This is a genomic window from Candidatus Methylomirabilis sp., from assembly GCF_028716865.1.
GTDB lineage: Bacteria > Methylomirabilota > Methylomirabilia > Methylomirabilales > Methylomirabilaceae > Methylomirabilis.
On sequence record NZ_JAQUOY010000038.1, the window covers coordinates 1 to 17,124 of the forward strand.

Annotated in this window: 17 protein-coding genes and 3 tRNA genes; 16 read left to right on the forward strand and 4 right to left on the reverse strand. The window is 57.5% G+C overall.

From position 1 onward, the window contains the following. Positions 1-2: 2 nt before the first annotated feature. From coaD to PHV01_RS11945, 16 genes are all read left to right on the forward strand, one after another. A complete protein-coding gene (gene coaD, locus PHV01_RS11870) occupies positions 3-512 on the forward strand; it encodes a pantetheine-phosphate adenylyltransferase (protein WP_337291375.1) in 510 nt (169 codons plus the stop codon). After that, positions 509-1,711, forward strand: a complete 1,203-nt coding sequence (locus PHV01_RS11875; protein ID WP_337291376.1) for a pyridoxal phosphate-dependent aminotransferase — start codon at positions 509-511, stop codon at positions 1,709-1,711. Before coaD ends, PHV01_RS11875 begins: the two co-directional genes overlap by 4 nt. 105 nt (positions 1,712-1,816) lie before the next feature. After that, the gene (miaB, locus tag PHV01_RS11880; protein WP_337291377.1) at positions 1,817-3,133 is read left to right on the forward strand and encodes a tRNA (N6-isopentenyl adenosine(37)-C2)-methylthiotransferase MiaB; all 1,317 of its coding nucleotides are present in this window, start codon (positions 1,817-1,819) and stop codon (positions 3,131-3,133) included. Positions 3,134-3,312: 179 nt separating this feature from the next. Further along, positions 3,313-3,855 (forward strand): hypoxanthine phosphoribosyltransferase, encoded by a 543-nt coding sequence (gene hpt, locus PHV01_RS11885; RefSeq protein ID WP_337291378.1) that lies wholly within the window; start codon positions 3,313-3,315, stop codon positions 3,853-3,855. Positions 3,856-3,857: 2 nt separating this feature from the next. Then, complete coding sequence (locus PHV01_RS11890) at positions 3,858-4,670, forward strand: radical SAM protein (RefSeq protein ID WP_337291379.1); 813 nt, start codon at positions 3,858-3,860, stop codon at positions 4,668-4,670. Further along, positions 4,648-6,312, forward strand: coding sequence for a vitamin K epoxide reductase family protein (locus tag PHV01_RS11895; protein ID WP_337291380.1), 1,665 nt, complete (start codon positions 4,648-4,650; stop codon positions 6,310-6,312). The genes PHV01_RS11890 and PHV01_RS11895 overlap by 23 nt, the downstream gene beginning before the upstream one ends. 129 nt (positions 6,313-6,441) lie before the next feature. Beyond that, positions 6,442-7,839 (forward strand): hypothetical protein, encoded by a 1,398-nt coding sequence (locus PHV01_RS11900; RefSeq protein ID WP_337291381.1) that lies wholly within the window; start codon positions 6,442-6,444, stop codon positions 7,837-7,839. Between the two features lie 283 nt (positions 7,840-8,122). After that, positions 8,123-8,404 (forward strand): integration host factor subunit alpha, encoded by a 282-nt coding sequence (locus PHV01_RS11905; RefSeq protein ID WP_337291382.1) that lies wholly within the window; start codon positions 8,123-8,125, stop codon positions 8,402-8,404. Positions 8,405-8,456: 52 nt separating this feature from the next. Then, complete coding sequence (locus PHV01_RS11910) at positions 8,457-8,843, forward strand: MerR family transcriptional regulator (protein WP_337291383.1); 387 nt, start codon at positions 8,457-8,459, stop codon at positions 8,841-8,843. 19 nt (positions 8,844-8,862) lie between these two features. Then, a tRNA-Pro gene (locus PHV01_RS11915) sits at positions 8,863-8,939 on the forward strand. Between the two features lie 66 nt (positions 8,940-9,005). Continuing rightward, a complete protein-coding gene (gene surE / locus PHV01_RS11920) occupies positions 9,006-9,794 on the forward strand; it encodes a 5'/3'-nucleotidase SurE (protein ID WP_337291384.1) in 789 nt (262 codons plus the stop codon). Between the two features lie 43 nt (positions 9,795-9,837). Continuing rightward, entirely contained in the window at positions 9,838-10,479 is a 642-nt protein-coding gene (locus PHV01_RS11925) for a protein-L-isoaspartate(D-aspartate) O-methyltransferase (protein ID WP_337291385.1), read from the forward strand. 3 nt (positions 10,480-10,482) lie between these two features. Then, positions 10,483-10,559: transfer RNA gene (locus PHV01_RS11930), tRNA-Pro, on the forward strand. A 118-nt stretch (positions 10,560-10,677) separates the two neighbouring features. Further along, positions 10,678-11,199, forward strand: a complete 522-nt coding sequence (locus PHV01_RS11935; RefSeq protein ID WP_337291386.1) for an adenine phosphoribosyltransferase — start codon at positions 10,678-10,680, stop codon at positions 11,197-11,199. 35 nt (positions 11,200-11,234) lie between these two features. Further along, positions 11,235-11,311: transfer RNA gene (locus tag PHV01_RS11940), tRNA-Arg, on the forward strand. A 38-nt stretch (positions 11,312-11,349) separates the two neighbouring features. Continuing rightward, entirely contained in the window at positions 11,350-12,054 is a 705-nt protein-coding gene (locus PHV01_RS11945; RefSeq protein ID WP_337291387.1) for a tetratricopeptide repeat protein, read from the forward strand. A 256-nt stretch (positions 12,055-12,310) separates the two neighbouring features. Here the strand turns inward: PHV01_RS11945 and PHV01_RS11950 are convergent, their stop codons facing one another. The 4 genes from PHV01_RS11950 to PHV01_RS11965 all read right to left on the reverse strand — a co-directional run. Further along, complete coding sequence (locus PHV01_RS11950; RefSeq protein WP_337291388.1) at positions 12,311-13,726, reverse strand: outer membrane protein transport protein; 1,416 nt, start codon at positions 13,724-13,726, stop codon at positions 12,311-12,313. 198 nt (positions 13,727-13,924) lie between these two features. After that, the gene (locus PHV01_RS11955) at positions 13,925-15,856 is read right to left on the reverse strand and encodes an FG-GAP-like repeat-containing protein (protein WP_337291389.1); all 1,932 of its coding nucleotides are present in this window, start codon (positions 15,854-15,856) and stop codon (positions 13,925-13,927) included. A 19-nt stretch (positions 15,857-15,875) separates the two neighbouring features. Continuing rightward, a complete protein-coding gene (gene mce / locus PHV01_RS11960) occupies positions 15,876-16,286 on the reverse strand; it encodes a methylmalonyl-CoA epimerase (protein ID WP_337291390.1) in 411 nt (136 codons plus the stop codon). Positions 16,287-16,408: 122 nt separating this feature from the next. After that, positions 16,409-17,124 (reverse strand): methylmalonyl-CoA mutase family protein (locus PHV01_RS11965; RefSeq protein WP_337291391.1); only part of this gene is annotated, 716 nt, incomplete at its 5' end.

Below are 17,124 nucleotides of genomic sequence, written 5' to 3' on the forward strand. Positions count from 1 at the left end.
TGATGGCGCTGGCTATCTACGCCGGGACGTTCGATCCGTTCACCTTCGGTCACATCGATATCGCCAGGCGGGCTCATCGCCTTTTTCCCCGCCTTGTCATCGCCGTGAGTACGAATCCAGAGAAGGCTGCGCTTTTCAGCCTTGTGGAGCGTCAGCGGATCATTCGGGATGCCGTCCGAGGTATGCGAGGCGTCTCTATCGACTCGTTCGACGGTCTGCTGGTGGATTATATGCGTCAAAAGGGTGCGCGCGTTGTCATCCGCGGCCTCCGCGCCCTCTCCGACTTCGAATACGAATTCCAGATGGCACTGATGAATCGGAAGCTGAACGAAGAGGTCGAGACGGTATTCCTTATGCCCCACGAGCAGTATTCCTACCTCAGCTCTCGACTGGTAAAAGAGATCGCCTTACTTGGGGGAGATGTCTCCCAATTCGTCACGCCAATGGTCGCAAGGATGCTCAAAGAGCGGATCGCCCCACGTCAGGAAGGAAAACGGAGCCAAGAACAATGACGATAAACCTGTCAAGTCGCGCCAGGAATGCCAGTCCCTCAGCCACGCTCGCCATTGCTGCTATTGCCAAGCAGATGAAGGCAGAGGGAATCGATGTTGTAGACTTTGGACTCGGAGAACCGGATTTCGAGACGCCGGCCCACGTCAAGGAAGCGGCAATTGCCGCTATTCGGGACGGGTTCACGAGATATACGGCCGCCGCCGGTATCGACGAATTGAAGCAGGCGATCACTACCAAGCTGAAGCGCGATAATGGCCTCTCCTATCGCCCCGCAGAGGTGATCGTCTCGTGCGGTTCGAAGCATTCGTTATTCAACATCGCCGAGGTGCTGTTTGAGTCGGGGGACGAGGTGATTGTCCCGGCTCCCTACTGGGTCACCTACACGGAACAGATCCGCCTCGTCGATGCACGGCCGGTCATCGTGCAGACGCGGGAAGAGGATGGGTTCCACCTGACCCGTGAGGCGCTGGAGCCGGCTATTACGCCGAAGACCAAGGCGATCCTGCTGAACAGTCCCTGCAACCCGACCGGCGCCATGGTCCCGCTGGAACAGTTGCGGGCGATCGCCGCGCTTGCGGTAGAACGAGACCTGTTGGTGATTTCGGATGAGGCGTATGAATCGCTGACCTACGACGGGCATGCCCATACGAGTATCGCCTCGCTCGGCGAGGAGATAAAAAGTCGAACGATTCTTGTCAATAGCGTCTCGAAGGCGTATGCCATGACCGGTTGGCGGATCGGGTACGCGGCGGGACCGGCGGAGATCATCAAGGCGATGGGCACGATCCAAAGTCAGGTCACGTCGAACCCCACCTCGATCGCGCAGAAGGCCGCCGTTGCCGCCATCCTCGGCCCGCATGACGATCTGCGCGCGATGGTGATCGAATTCGATCGACGTCGGAAGTATCTCATCGATCGGCTGCATGCCATTCCCGGTATCACATGCACGAACCCTGAAGGCGCGTTTTATCTTTTTCCCAATGTCTCCAGCTTCTACGGAGCAGTGGCGAATGGCCGCCCTATTCGGAACTCCGCCGAGATGGCAACCTACCTCTTGCAGACAGCCCGTGTCGTATTGGTCCCAGGGAGCGAATTCGGAAGCGACGCGCATCTTCGCCTTTCGTACGCGACGCCGATCGAAAGTATCAGCAAGGGAGTAGAGCGGATCGAGCGAGCCCTTGACGTGCTTCGGCGATGAATTGCGTCTATTGCGTTGATTGCGTTCATGGCGTAGTGCGTGAGTACGAATCCCGTCGCAGAACGCTGCACGCTCGCACGCTGAACGCCGCACGAGGGTGAGACGGTGCCTAAACTGAAGTTGATCACCTTTGGCTGTCAGGCCAATGATCTTGATTCAGAGCGGATCACTGGGCTGCTGTCCAGTGAGGGATATACCCTCACTGAGCGTGAGGAAGAGGCTGATCTGATTCTTCTCAACACCTGCGCAATCCGCGAGAAGGCGGAGCATAAGGTCTACAGCCGCCTCGGGTCTTTTCAGGTATTGAAACGGGAGCGCGCTGAACTGAAGATCGGCATCTGCGGATGTGTCGCGCAGCAGGAAGGGCAGGCGCTTCTCAACCGTTTTCCATACCTGGACTTCGTCGTCGGTCCGGGACAGCTCACAGCCATTCCATCGTTGCTTCAGGCCGGGACGGCGAGAGGCGTTGCGACTGCAAGAACACCAGGTTACTCCTACCCCGTAAACGCGCCGGTTCAGCGTCAAAGCAATATCAGGGCCTGGGTCAGCATCATGGAGGGGTGCGATCACTTCTGCACCTTTTGCGTGGTCCCGTTCACTCGTGGTCGTGAGCGCAGTCGGCCTCCGCAGGAGATCGTGGAGGAGATCCGCGGGCTCAAGCGCCAGGGGTATCGCGAGGTCACGCTCCTGGGTCAGACCGTCAACTCCTACGGGAGGAAACTCACGCCGCCGGTCAGCTTTGTAGAACTGCTCCGTCAGATCGATCAACTCGTCGACGGTCAGATGCGGGTTCGATTTACGAGCCCGCATCCTCTCGATGTGACCGACGAGTTGGCGGCGGCAATCGCCGAACTGCCGAGTCTGTGCGAACAGATCCATCTGCCGGTTCAATCGGGCTCTGATCGGATCCTGCATCGAATGAAGCGCGGCCATACTCGGGATGAGTACCTGGAAAAGATCGCACTGCTGCGAGCCAGGACACCAGAGATCGCTATCACTACGGACATTATTGTCGGGTTTCCCGGTGAAACGGAGGAGGATTTTCAGGCGACTCTGAATCTGATGCAGGAGGTTGTGTTCGATGGCGCCTTCATGTTCAAGTATTCGCCGAGACCCCACACAGAGGCGGAACGGATGCCTGATCAGCTCCCGGAGCAGGTCAAAGCGCGTCGGCTGGAGCAAGCGCTTGCGCTCCTGAATCGACTGTCGCTCGAGCGCAACCGTGCATACCTTGGCCGGACAGTGGAGGTACTCGTGAATCGCGAGGATGCCAAGGGTGACTCCGTTCGCCATTCCGGCCGGACCAGGCAGAATAAAATTGTCCACTTTTCTGGTGAAGGAGTAGAAGACGGCAGTGTTGTCTCGGTGGCAATTACAGGTGCTACCCCCCTGTACTTGCAAGGCGAGATGGTCTGCCTGTAGCACACTTGTGAGCTTGTCCTGTAAATCTCTTCTTGTGCTTCGACAGGCTCAGCATGAACGGAAAAAGTCAATATTTTCCATGCCCATGCCGTTCGCCCTGAGCGCGTCGAAGGGTGAACGGGGGTATGCAGGACAGGCTCTTATAGCTGTTGAACCCTGCGAAAAAGGATCAGGAAAGAGTGCTTAAACATCGAGTTCTCTTCGAGGAGCAGACCATTGCGGCGCGGGTGCAGGAGCTGGCGTACACCATCGCTTCGGACCTGCCTGAGCCGACGCCGGTGCTGATCGGCCTGCTCACCGGCGCGTTCATCTTCCTCGCTGACCTGATGCGGGCGTTGGGGCGCCTGGGGATAGAGCCACGGGTTGACCTGATGGCCGTCTCACACTACGGGCCGTTGGTGGCGTCCAGCGGGCTGGTACAGATCCATAAGGACAGTGCGTTGGATCTCAGGGGCCGGGCTGTGCTTCTCGTCGATGACATCCTGGATTCCGGGCGGACCCTCAGCATGGTCCGAGCGCACTTGGTCGCCAGGGGACCACGCTGGCTCCGCACATGTGTCCTCTTGGACAAGCCGAGTCGACGGGAGGTCACGATCAGCGCCGACTACATCGGCTTTGAGGTTCCCAATACCTGGATTATTGGCTATGGCATGGACGCGTCCGGGGAGGGGCGAGCGCTTCCGTACGTGGCCTCGGTCGAGCGGAAAGGGGAGCAAGGGTAGGCGTGAGCCGTAACGGGACCGAGTTGAAGCAGGGTATCCGTCGTCACCGGCTGGTGAAAGAGGATCTGATCTACGGTCCGCTGCTGTCTCGTCGGCTGGGTCGCTCGCTCGGCGTCAATCTGCTGGGAACCGGCACGAAGCTCTGCTCCTTCAACTGCGGTTACTGCCAGTGCGGTTGGACGGAGCATCCGGTCCTGAAGGCAGCCGAACCGATCGCAGACTTTCCTCCAGGAGAAAAGGTTGCCGATGCTTTAGAGACAAGGCTTCAGCAACTGTGCCACGAGGGGATCCCCATCGACGTCATTACCTTCTCAGGCAATGGCGAGCCGACGCTCCATCCGGAACTTCAGGCGATCGTTAAGGCCGCGTCGGCGCTCCGAGATCGCTATGCCCCACGCGCCAAGCTTGCCATCCTGTCCAACAGCTCAACCGTGTATCAGCCACAGGTGCGGGCTGCCCTTGAAGGGGTAGATCTCAAGTTGATGAAGTTAGATGCAGGGAACGAGGCGCTCATGCGGCGGATCAATCTGCCCGCTAAAGGGTGGAATTTCGCCGAGATGCTCCAGGGGTTAGCGCAGTTGGACGGCGTGCTGCTGCAAACGATGTTCGTGTGGGGCAGGGTGGCGAACACGGCCCCCGTGGCGATCCGCGACTGGACCGACCGGGTCGCCGAGATTCGCCCGAATGGGGTCCAGATCTACACCCTCGACCGTGTACCCGCCGACCCCGGTTTGATGCCGGTCTCTCGAGGGGTGCTCGCAGCGATTGCCGCGTATGCGCGACGGCGTATCTATGTCCCAATCGAGGTCTACTGAGGCCGTCGCTGGCCGCCAGGCTCGACGATGGCGACCGGCGCTCCCTGTGCTCGCCCTGCTCGGCTTGGTCGACTCGGGCTACCTGTTCTGGAGGCATAGCACGGCTACTTCGGCCTTCTGCCCCACGGGTGGATGCGACGTCGTCAATCAAGGAGAATATTCTGAGATTTTGGGCATCCCCATGGCCGCCTTCGGTATCGCGGCGTACCTGCTGCTGCTTGGCCTTTCAGTCATGGCCGTGAGGCTCGACAGTCGACGTATACTGGGGGTGACGCTCGGCATTGCCGGAATCGGCGTAGCGGTGTCGGCGTGGCTGATCTATCTGCAGGTCGCCGTCATCGAGTCGATCTGTACGTGGTGCGTGCTCTCGGCCCTCACGATGACGTCGATCTTTGCCCTGAGCCTGAGTGCGCTTCTTACAATACGGCCTCCGCAGCGGTCGGAGCCGGCTGATCACGAACGACCGGGGCAAAGCCCTACGGAGGTGTCGCGACATCCCGTCAGGTTTCCGCTGATGGCATTCGGGATGCTCGCCCTGCTCGCTGCACTGTTGGGAGGATTCGCCCGCCTGGGGTGGAACTGGCCGACCATCCCTTCGACCTTGCCCGCCGTTCACGGCCCTCTGATGATTTCCGGGTTCTTGGGTACGCTCATCGCGTTGGAGCGGACTGTGGCTATGGGGAAGTGGTGGACCTCTGTCGGGCCTCTGTGTACTGGAGTAGGTGCTCTAATCCTGATTTCAGGTGTACCCGGTATGGCCGGCCCGGCACTGATGACCCTTGGCAGCCTCGTATTGGTCGTCGTGTTCGCCTACCTCATTCAAGGCCAACCCGCCCTGTTTACGATTATCATGGGCCTTGGGGCGCTCGCGTGGCTGACAGGTAACACACTGTGGCTTAGCGGGTGGCCGATTTTCGGTGTTGTGAGCTGGTGGGCCGCCTTCCTGGTCCTGACTATTGCCGGGGAGCGACTGGAGTTGAGTCGCTTTCTCCCGCTTGCTCGGCGACACCGGCTCTCGTTTCTGGCTGCCACTGGCCTTTTTGTAACCGGGCTCCTTCTCGCTGGCATAGCTTTCGATATAGGCACGCGCCTGAGCGGGCTGGGCCTTGTTGCGCTGGCGATCTGGTTACTACGCCACGATATGGCGCGACAGTCGGTCAAGAAGACAGGACTGCACCGATTCGTCGCTCTGAGTCTGCTTTCAGGCTATGTGTGGCTGGCAGTGGCCGGACTACTTGCGCTAGGCTTCGGTGGAGCGGCGGCAGGATTACACCATGATGCGACCCTGCACGCCATCCACGAACATGGCGTACTGGACGGCTACGATGCGACCCTGCACGCCATCTTCGTGGGCTTTGTGTTCTCTATGATCATCGGACACGCCCCGATCATCTTCCCATCTGTACTGGGGATTGCTTTACCTTTTCGCCCCGCCTTCTATAGCCATCTCGCCTTACTCCACCTTTCGCTCGTACTACGGATAGTGGGGGATTTGGCGGCGTGGTCGCCTGGGAGGCTGGTGGGCGGACTGTTCAATATCGTGGCCGTGCTGCTCTTCCTGGGCAACATGGCGCGGTCTGGTGTGCTGGGAAAACGGTCTGCCTCGTTGCAGGTAGATAGGCTGAAGGCTGAAGGCTTTTAGTGGTACAGCGATGAAGTACGCACTGTGTCGAAGCGCGTGGGCTTCTTGCTCGTGGTTCGTGCCTTACAGGAGCATGTAGAGCCTTCAGCCTTCAGCCTAAACGGCTAAATAGTTACAAAGGGACATACCATGATCTTGCACCGGTCTGAAAGGTTACCGATCGATGTCGGTCCGGAAAATAGGGCGAACGTAGCGCCGGAACAGAATGCCCAAGCAATAGGAGAGAGCGTTCCGTCTCGCGACCTCATCCGAATCGCGCGGCTTCCGATACACTTCTTCACTGCTGCTGTTGCCCTCTTCGGATTGGGTGTAGCCGCAGCGCCCTGGGTGGTAGGTGATCTGGTAGACTTCTTCTATCAGCCACGAATCTTGGCCGTTACCCATACCTTTACGCTGGGATGGATCACCTCTGCGATCATGGGGGTGATGTATCGCGTTGTTCCAGCCCTCACGAAACGGCCTTTACGATTTCCGAGATTGGCGCGCTGGCAGTTTGGGCTCTTCCTGTTCAGCGCGACGGGTCTCATTACGCATATGCTCATCGGAGTGTGGGCACCCACATGGATGGCTGCCGCAGTGATTGTACTCAGTGCGGTATTCTTTGCCGTCAATATGCTGTACTGCCTTGGTCCTTTCTGGCACAAGAGCCCGGCCGAAACCGGAATGTGCATGTCGGTCCTGTTTTTGCCGCTTGCTGCGACCCTGGGCATGCTCCTCGCATTAGATAAGTCTCTCGGGTTCCTCTCCGGCAACGTCATCAGCAACCTGGCCAGCCACGCCCATCTCGCGGCGCTGGGATGGGTGAGCCTTACCATTTGTGCGGTCTCTTATCGGATGGCTCCAGCGTTCCTGTTGTCGGAACTTACGCTGCCGCGCGTGGCGATCTGGCAACTGTACGGCCTTGCCACCGGTGTTGCGGGTCTGGGCCTCTCGCTTCTAGGCTTGATTCCAGGCCCGTCCATCTGGAGCATTGTCATCCTGTCGGCGCTCTTGACGTATGTCGGGATTCTCTCCACGCTTGTGCGTAACCGACGAATTCCGATTGATTGGACGATGCGGCACGCGATGAGCGGCGTCGTCTGTTTGCTGCTCTCGGTTGGACTCGGATTCTCGCTGCTTTGGATTGATCCGGATAGCGTTCTTGGCAATAGAGTCGCGGGAGCGTACGGGGTTCTGGGATTGCTCGGCTGGGTGACGAACCTGATTATCGGAATGTCTTACAAGCTTTTTCCAGGATTCGTCGTCGGCGTGCGTGAGCGCAGAGGTTGGCCAAAGCTGGCGATCGCAGAACTGTCATTGTTTCGCTGTCGGCCGGTCGTTTTCTTCTTACTGAATGCAGGCGTCCTGACACTGGCTGGTGGCCTGATCGCAGCGCAGGTAACGGTCGCTTGGCTCGGCACCCTGATGATTGCGCTGGGAGGCCTGATCTATGTGGTTGTGATGACACGGACCCTCAGTTATGCCTATCGCTCCTCTGTTCCTCGAGCTGCAGATGACCCATTCCGCATCCTCTCCGGTGACTTATAGCGACTGTGAAGCGCTCCGGGTGTGACCAGGCAGCCGTGCCTCCCGTGTCTCTCCGAGCGACCCTTCAGGTCGCTGCCGGGCGGCAGCCTTCGGAAATTCCCTCGGCGACTCGCTCAGTCTCCCTGGAAAAAGAATTTGACAACCTTCCACCCGCTCTCTATCATATCACCAACCCCTGAGAGGGGTGCTGAAGTGACGCGCTCTGATCTGAAGCGAGGGGATAGTACGGAAACCGTGGAAGCCTGAAGGGGCAGATCTGTTTCACTAAGAGAGAAGGGAGAGAATGACCAAGGCTGACATAGCTTCGATCGTCGCTGAAAGAGGCCTCGCCAAGAAACAGGCGATGGAAGTAGTAGAGGCGACCCTTGCTATCGTAAAGAATGCTCTCGAGAAAGGGGAGAAGATCCAGCTTGTCGGCTTTGGCTCTTTTCAGGTCAAGGCCAAGCGTGCGAGGAAAGGCCGGAATCCTCAAACCGGCGAGCCGATCACTATCACGGCTCGTAAGGTGCTGAAGTTCAAGCCCGGAAAAGCCTTGCATCAAGCCGTGAACGGTCTCAACGGGTAGCGTTTGAGGTAGCGGAAGAGGGAAGGCTGTGCCTAGTGCACGGACGCGGTTGGTGAGATCGAGGCCTCGAGCTTCACAAAGGCTTCTCCCGGGTCTTGATGGCAGTGCCGAGATTCCGGAGAAGCTGTACTTTAAAATCGGAGAGGTCGCTGAACTGACCGGCGTTCAACCTTACATCCTCCGCTACTGGGAGACGCAGTTTACAACGCTGCGGCCAACCAAGAGTCCGAGCGGGCAGCGACTGTATAGGCGTAGTGACGTCGTGTCTGTGCTTCACATCAAGGAGTTGCTGTACGAGAAGCGGTTCACTATTGCCGGGGCCAGGCGCCATCTGTCAGCAGAGCAGGGGTCGTTTCCACCAACCGTAGTGGACTCTGTGCGACTGGTAAAGGAAGAACTGAAAAATATCTCCTCATTATTGCGTAGACATTCCCCCTGACGTAACGATCTGGCATCCTCGGGGCGTGGCGCAGCCTGGTAGCGCACTGGCATGGGGGGCCAGGGGTCGTTGGTTCAAATCCAATCGCCCCGACCAGCATGACTCGTCGGTATGCGGGACTATCGAAGGGCAGATAATGCATCTGCTCTTTTTCAGTTGTGAATGAACATTCTGATCTCCAATGATGACGGCATTCATGCTCGAGGCCTTCGAGTGCTTGCGGATGCCCTGTCCAGTCTTGGTGAAGTGTGGGTAGTGGCGCCTGATCGTGAACGGAGCGCATCCAGCCACGCCCTGACGCTTAATCGACCGCTGCGGGTCACCAAGGTTGCGCCGACTTGGTTCACGGTTGACGGCACACCTACCGATTGCGTGGCGCTGGCCCTGATGGGCATGATTAAGCAGAAATTCGACTTGGTGGCATCCGGAATCAATATCGGCGGGAATATGGGCGATGATGTGACCTACTCTGGAACAGTTTCAGCCGCCTTCGAGGCGACATTGCTGGGGTATCCGGCGTTTGCCCTGTCTGTTGTGGCTCAGCGGCGAGTCAACTTCACGGCAGCAGGGCGGGTCGCTGTTATGGTGGCTGAGCTGATCACGCAACATGGCCTGCCGCGGAATACTATGCTGAACGTGAATGTCCCGAATTGCCGCCCCTCAGCAATTAAAGGTGTGGCGATCACGCAACAGGGAAGACGACGCTATGGTGACATCATCGTGAGAAAGGTGGACCCTCGCGGGAAGGCCTATTACTGGATCGGCGGGAAGGAACCCACATGGGAGCCATCGGAAGAAAGCGATTATGCCGCGGTGACGGCAGGATCTATCTCGATCACGCCGCTTCACATAGATCTGACCAACTCTCGCGCTGTCAAAGAGCTCCAGAGATGGAAGTTTCCCTGGAATCACATACCCTCCACAGCGGGACGCCGCCACGTGACAGCGTGAAATGGCCGTCAATTGATGTGAATAACAGGTTTGCGATTCCATAATGGATTACGCGGTTGCCCGGCAACGGATGGTGGCCGAGCAGCTAGTACGACGCGGGATTACGCACTCCGGGGTCCTGCGGGCAATGGCCAAGGTCCACAGACATCTATTTGTGGAAGAGGCCCTTTGGGGGCGCGCCTACGGCAATTGTTCCCTGCCGATTGGTGAGAAGCAAACCATCTCCCAGCCGTTTATGGTGGCGCTCATCGCGGAGGCGCTCGAGCTGGAAGAGGATCAGCGGGTGCTGGAGATCGGAACGGGGTCAGGATATCAGACAGCCATTCTGATGGAATTGGGCGCGAAGGTCTATTCTATCGAGCGGAATCGAACGCTCGCGTTACGTGCGCAGCGCCGGCTGGAGTCGCTCGGGTATCATCATGCGTGGATTCGGGTTGGGGATGGTTCTGTCGGTTGGAAGGAGAAGGCGCCCTTTGACGCTATTGTCGTGAGCGCGGGCGCTCCCACAATCCCGGCGCCTCTTGTCGAACAACTTGCTGAAAATGGACGTCTTGTGGTGCCGGTTGGTCAGCTACAGAACCAAGTTCTGAAGAAAGGTACGAAGAGAGGGGCGAGCATACACTGGGCTGACCTGGGGAATTGTGTGTTCGTCAAATTGATAGGCCAGCAAGGGTGGAAGGGTTGATGTCGGGGCGTAGCGCAGCCTGGTAGCGCACTTGCTTCGGGAGCAAGGGGTCGTTGGTTCAAATCCAATCGCCCCGACCATTTATTCTCCTGCTGGTAAAGCGATCAGCCTTCAGTTGTCCGCTTTTCTGATATGTCTCTGGTTTTAACAGAAGCTGACGGCTGATTACTGATCGCTATTTTCTAAGGGACGGCACAAATGCCGACAGAAGCACTAAAACAGAAAATCCGAGACATCCTAGATTTCCCCAAAAAGGGGATCGTTTTCAAAGATATCACGCCATTGCTGGCGGACGGCAAAGCCTTCCATGCTGCGATCGATCAGATTGCTGAGCGGTTTCATGACCGACACATCGATCTGGTGGTTGGTATAGAGGCGAGGGGGTTCATTATCGCCGCTGCATTGGCCTATAGGCTTCATGCGGGAACAACGTTGATCCGGAAGCCTGGAAAGCTACCGTATAAGACACACCGCACGACCTATGCATTGGAGTACGGGGCCGATACCCTTGAGATCCACCAGGATGCCATACTGCCAAGCCAGCGGATCCTGATGGCGGATGATCTTCTTGCCACAGGCGGCACGATGACCGCCGCGATCGACCTCATTACTCGTCTTGGCGGTAATGTGGTTGGCGTGGCTTTTCTGGTGGAGTTGTTATCTTTGCAGGGAAGGGAACGGTTCGGGGATCGGGAAGTCTTCTCATTGATCCAGTTCTGATCAGCGAGCCTCGGCTGAGTAAGATATGCATTCAGGCGCCCGTAGCTCAGATGGATAGAGCAAGGGTTTCCTAAACCCTGTGTCGCAGGTTCAAGTCCTGTCGGGCGCACCAGCGCGCTGCCGCCTCATGGGGAGTGGAAAGGAATAATGATGCCGCTTCACACAAAACACGTCGATTGGCACCATAGCTCGCGCCGCTCAGTGGCGGAAGTTGCTAAAGGGCTCACGACACTCGCCACCGAAAGGTGGAAGTGGGTTGTCGCAGTGGTTATTGGGCTATTGGCTCTCTCAGCCATCGTCGCCGGGTATTACGCATGGAGCAGCAAAAACGAAACAAATGCCGCGGCCTTCCTGCGTAAGGCAGTGAGCCAGCTTGAAGCAAGCACGAGAGCTGGCCAGGATAGCGCGAAACAGGAGGAGGGGGTTCGATTATTGCGTGAGGTGATGAGTCGTTACGCCGGGAGTGCCGCAGCCGCAGAGGCCGCACTTCGCCTGGGCAGCCATTACTACACGGCGGGTCAATACGATGAGGCTAGAACGGTGTATGTTACCTACCTCGGCCAGAGCCCGAGGGGTGCAGTCGCCTTTTCGGCCGGCATCGGCGTGGGCGATACGTATCTGGCGCAGCGCAATTATGAGAAGGCGGCCGAGACGTACTCCCGGCTCGTCGAGCAGTTCCCTCAAGATCTTTTGCTCCCTGAGGCGCAACTGCATCTGGCCAAAGCCTATCTTGGGTTGAATCGACCTAAAGATGCCAGCACGGTTTATGAGAAGGTCGTCGCGGCGTATCCGAATACCGGCTGGGCCCAAAACGCACAAGTCGAGCTGAACAAGCTTTCCATTACGTCACGCTAAATATCTCCCACCTTCGCCTTCCGCTTGCATAAACTGAGGCGTCATGAGTTTAGTTGCCATACGTCGTATAAGAGAGATTATGTCAACCATAATATTTAACTCGAACATTGCAACGAGAACCACATCGCCCTACCCCTGACCTTTTGGCCTCCCCTATAACCTCGTTAGCGAATTCCAACGACGTCAGCATCCTGGCAACGCGAATGCAGTGCTACCGCTGAAGGCTCTACAGTAGAAGTCAACTGCAATATTCTGGTCAAAACTTGATACCCAGCGTAACGAAGCCAGCGTGGTGTATAGTGCTATATCGGCCATTCACAACTGCGGGAAGAGTCAATGGAGGCTTGTTATCGTCAATATGCCGCGTGTCGTAGATGCCTGCCTGATACGCCACATCTAGGCTGATAGCCGATGGGCGATACCAGCCACCTTGCTCACCGCATGGAATGAAACCTGCGAAATAGCCGCCTGCCTTGCAAAGAAAGCCCATGCCGACAGACAGTATATTCTTGTCACTATCGGGCACCGCGGGGTCAAACGTCTGGCTGGGGACCGGCGTGGCGGAATGTTGCCACCCTGCGCGTGTTGTCATGTCCCAATGCAGAAGCGCGGCAGGATCAATCCATTTATACTCTGTTCCTACCATGAACGTAAGGGTGTTCGACCAGTTCCGCGGAACGGGAATCACCTTTCCAGTGCCCAAGTGGACGTCGGTGTTGCGGAAGCTGCTCCAGTCTGTCTTGTCCAGATCCACCTCAACCTTCCACTCATGGCCTCTGGCCAGGAGGGGCCAGACCGCCATACCGAAGGTAAACGATTGCGGGATCACAAACTTCGTTCGAGCCGATGTGAGCGTCATTCCCGCATCGAGAAACTCCCCCTCTAAGTGGAGCGTCGCGCGGCTTCGATACTGAAAACCGAAGCTGCACCATGGGCGCGTGCCCTCCAGAAGGCAAGGTGTGTAGCGGAGGCTCAGATTGAACCCAGGAGTGGTGTCATTGCCGTTGACTTCGAGGGGCGTCCCACGTGGAGGTAACCCCGGAGCCCCGGAAGAGTGAAACTTCGTCACACCGCCCCCCTCTCCCATGAAGCTTGCAAAGGTGTAGACATCGGCCCCTGCCGCAAGTGAGAGCTGCTCATTCACCTTGTATGCGATCACCGGCCTGATATCGAGCAACGGCAGCGACGCAAATGTCAAGGACGTACTCAGGGGACCATCCTCCGGCCATCGGTTTCTAAGACCAAACGACGAGAAGACGCCGACACCCACTGTCGTTCGCGCTAAGGCGGGGAGGTCCAGAGTGTGTGCGAGCGGCTTGAGATTCGCGGTCAGGTAGACGTGGAGGGGCAGAGGATTGGAGACAGGCCCATCCAGATCTCCAGAGCTCTTTGCACCAGTCGCGCGATTGGTGAAGTGCGTATAGCCACCTACCATAAGGGCACCCATCATCAGTTGGACTCCAGGAAGTTGAGTGATTCCGGCGGGATTGTAATAGATAGCAGAAGGGTCATCGCTCTGGGCTACAAACGCATCGGCCTGGCCGGCTCCCGATGCGCTTTGCGGCATAATCCGAAAGCCGGTTGCCTGCGAGATGGACGGTACGACCAGGGTAAGCCAGAACGCGGCGACCTGAAGCCAACGCTGCCTCTGTAAGCCCATGCCAGATATCACACCAGATCCTTTTATCCAGCAACACACGGAGCCCAAATTTAGGATAATGCTCGATGATGGGGCTCCAGGCTCATGGCTAACAGTCGGGGCAGTTGATTGAATCCTAAAGGATCCAGGAAATCGTGATGTAGGTTATCATGTGTGGATGAATTGTGTCCAGAAATTTGTCAGGAAGGCTTTCGTGGTGATTTCATACTGTTATTGCAGTCGAAACGCTTGGATCTCGCTTTTCTTACCCCACCCCAATTTCCCGCTCTTCACAACGAGCGCGAGCAGACGCCGCCCAAGCCCTTCCCCAAGATCTGCAATCGCGTAGTCGGCCAGCGCTCCGTCAGATATGGGTATCTCCCGCACCTCCTGAAATCGGGCTCCATCCCACTTCAGAACGATTAAGTGTGCCGTCTTACTTGCCGTCCACGAACCTAGCAGCCCGGCGCCTGTCTTCTGTTCTCGCCCCAAGATGACTTGAGGTCTCTCTCCGTCTCTTTCCTTTTCAATCAGCATCCGAGGACCAGCTCGGTGCTGTGGAGCCAACGCCTCTCCACTTACTTCATAGGTGCCAATACGATCTCCGGTTCGTGAGCGGACTTCAAGGGTCGTCCCCCCCTTGAACGTTACGAGCCGCACTGCTCCATCCCCAGCAAGATCGGCCATCATGAATTCCAGCAGCAAAAAACCCGCCGGAACCTCGAGGGCAGGTCCCGGGTGGAAGTTCCGTTCATCCCATGTGTACTGACGAATTGGTTTCGTGGTCTGATCTCCTGGCACCACCGCCTGGCCAAAGAGTTGCGGTGTTTTCCCATTGGATAACAGAGGCCGGAGGACAAGGTCAGGTATGACCCAGATCGGTAAGAGCTTACCGTCTGCCCACTGAAAAACAAAAGCGTGAAAACGACCTTTGTGCAACAGGGTCATGATGACCTCGGCCCCTCCATCGCCAGTGACGTCCATTGCCTCCAGCGTCACCACAGCTCCTTCCCCGCTCAACGGGTACTCCGCAAGAGGTCTGAGGTGGGAGCCATCGATTCGAAAGGCGACAAGCCGATCGGCCCCTGCCAAGAGGAGCTCGCTTTTTCCGTCGCCTTCCAGATCGGCAACCGCCATGGCCGTCATGGAGCCGTCAAACACTGGTTCAAGCGCAATATGTTCTGAAGACATGACAGCGACAGGCGGCTTACTGGATGCTGGGGGGGATACAATGGCTGGCTTGCCAGTCGCCACAGGCGTCGGCACGGCTGGTCGAGCAGTCACAGTCGACTGGGTACGAGACGACTTATCATGAGTGATGACCCCAGGTTTTACCTGTGCGCTGGCGAGAACGATCGGGTTGCCGGTCAGTGCTGAATAGGCCTGCACATCGAGAGACATGGTATCCGCTGAGGGCGTCAGGCGGCTCAACAGAAGGGTCTGTATCTTTCCCTTGTCGGCGAGTTGCTTAAGCATCCGCGGCTCCGCTAACTCTCCTGCCCGTAAGTTCTTGTCAGCCAACAATATCGATCGTAACTGTCGCTCCTCAATCAGTTCGAAACGCCCTGTGTGAACCAGGGCCGCGGCCAGATCCTTAGTTATCGATCGCGCGCCTACTCCGCCGATCCCTTCAACGTCGACATTAGGAAATGCCACAATCATCCGAGCCATGGAGACCCTCACCCGATCACCTTTACGAAAGCTGGCCTTCTCGGCCTTTTTCACGACGGTGGCCTCGGCATAGCGCTCGTGAACGTGAAGGACGCGGACCATTCCAAGATCCTTATCCAACCTTCCCAGAATCTCTCCTGTAATTGGGTGTTTAAACTCTTCCCCTTCATGGAACACATCAAGTTCCATTCCCTGGAACACACCTTCTGCTGTCCCACGATCAATCAGGACCAGACCGCCCTCAGAACCGATGACAAGACCCTCAACGCGGGGAAAGGCGGCGGCGAGTCGTTCGGCGACAACCCTAGCAGCTTCAGCCAATCCGCCCTGCTGATCCTTGGCGGAAGACGGGCTTCCGCCACGAACGGGCGTTCGCTCCTCAGCCGATGCCATCCCGCTTGGAGAGGCAATGAGCAATATGAAAGAAAGAAAGACGAAAAGGAGCGCAACGCGGGAAACCGAAATCGGCGGAACAAATCGACCGCAACCCATAGCGACCCTCCTGCGACTACTACGCTTCACTGGGTTGCTCAACCAGCTCTATGAGCACACCATTGCATCCCTTTGGGTGCAGGAAAGCTACCCTCGTACCGCTGGATCCCGATTTAGGAACGCTGTCGATGAAGGGGAAGCCGGCCTCATGGAGGCGCCTCAGTGTCTCGGGAAGGTCCTCGACCTCAAGGCAGATATGGTGGAGGCCCTCGCCCCGCCTCTCGATGAATTTGCTTGTCGGGTTATCCGAGCCGATTCCCTGAACCAGCTCGATCCGACTCTCCCCAAGATCGAAGAACGCCACCTTCACACGCTCATCAGGAAGCGTCTCGAGGTCACCACACCCCTTCCCCAGAAGTGTCTCGAATAGCCTCGCCGAGGTCTCGACATCTTTCACCGCAATAGCAATGTGCTCGATCCGACGCACCATAGCTCAATACCATGGTATAGGGTTTAGGGTACAGGGTCTAGCAAACAAACACCATTCAAGAACAATGGTCGCAGCGTCTTTTCTTCACCCTATGCCCTCTACCCTATACCCTAAATCCTTCTTCAAATTGCGACCGATTCGCGATGCTCTCCGAAGACGCGCCGCAACACGGCGCAGATCTCCCCGATGGTGGCGTAGGCCTCGACCGCCTCGATCAAAAGCGGCAACAGGTTGCCGCTCCCCTTCGCCGCCTCGTCTAACGTATGGAGGACCCGCTCCACCCTGCTGTTGTCCCGACTGCGGCGGAGTCGATCGACCTTCGCTCGCTGTTCCATCTCAAACCCAGGATCGACAGCAAAGACAGGGATGTGAACAGACTCAGCAGCGGTGAATTCGTTGACTCCGACGACGATGCGCTGCCGTTCCTCCGTGGCTCGCTGCTCCCGGTACGCAGCCTCCTGGATTTCCCGTTGGACGAACCCGACCTCGATCGCCCGCAGCATCCCTCCCATAGCATCGATCTTTTCAATATAGGCGGCAGCTTCTCGCTCGATCCGATCGGTCAACGCTTCCAGATAGTAGGAGCCACCGAGCGGATCGACGGTGTTCGTCACCCCGCTCTCGTGAGCGATGATCTGCTGAGTCCTGAGCGCGAGACGGGCTGCGTCTTCGGTGGGAAGTCCCAGCGCCTCATCGCGCGAGTTGGTGTGTAACGACTGGACCCCGCCAAGGACCGCAGCAATGGCCTGCAATGCGACGCGGGTCAGATTGTTCTCGGCCTGCTGCGCCGTGAGACTCACGCCGGAGGTCTGCGCATGAAAGCGCAGCATCCACGACC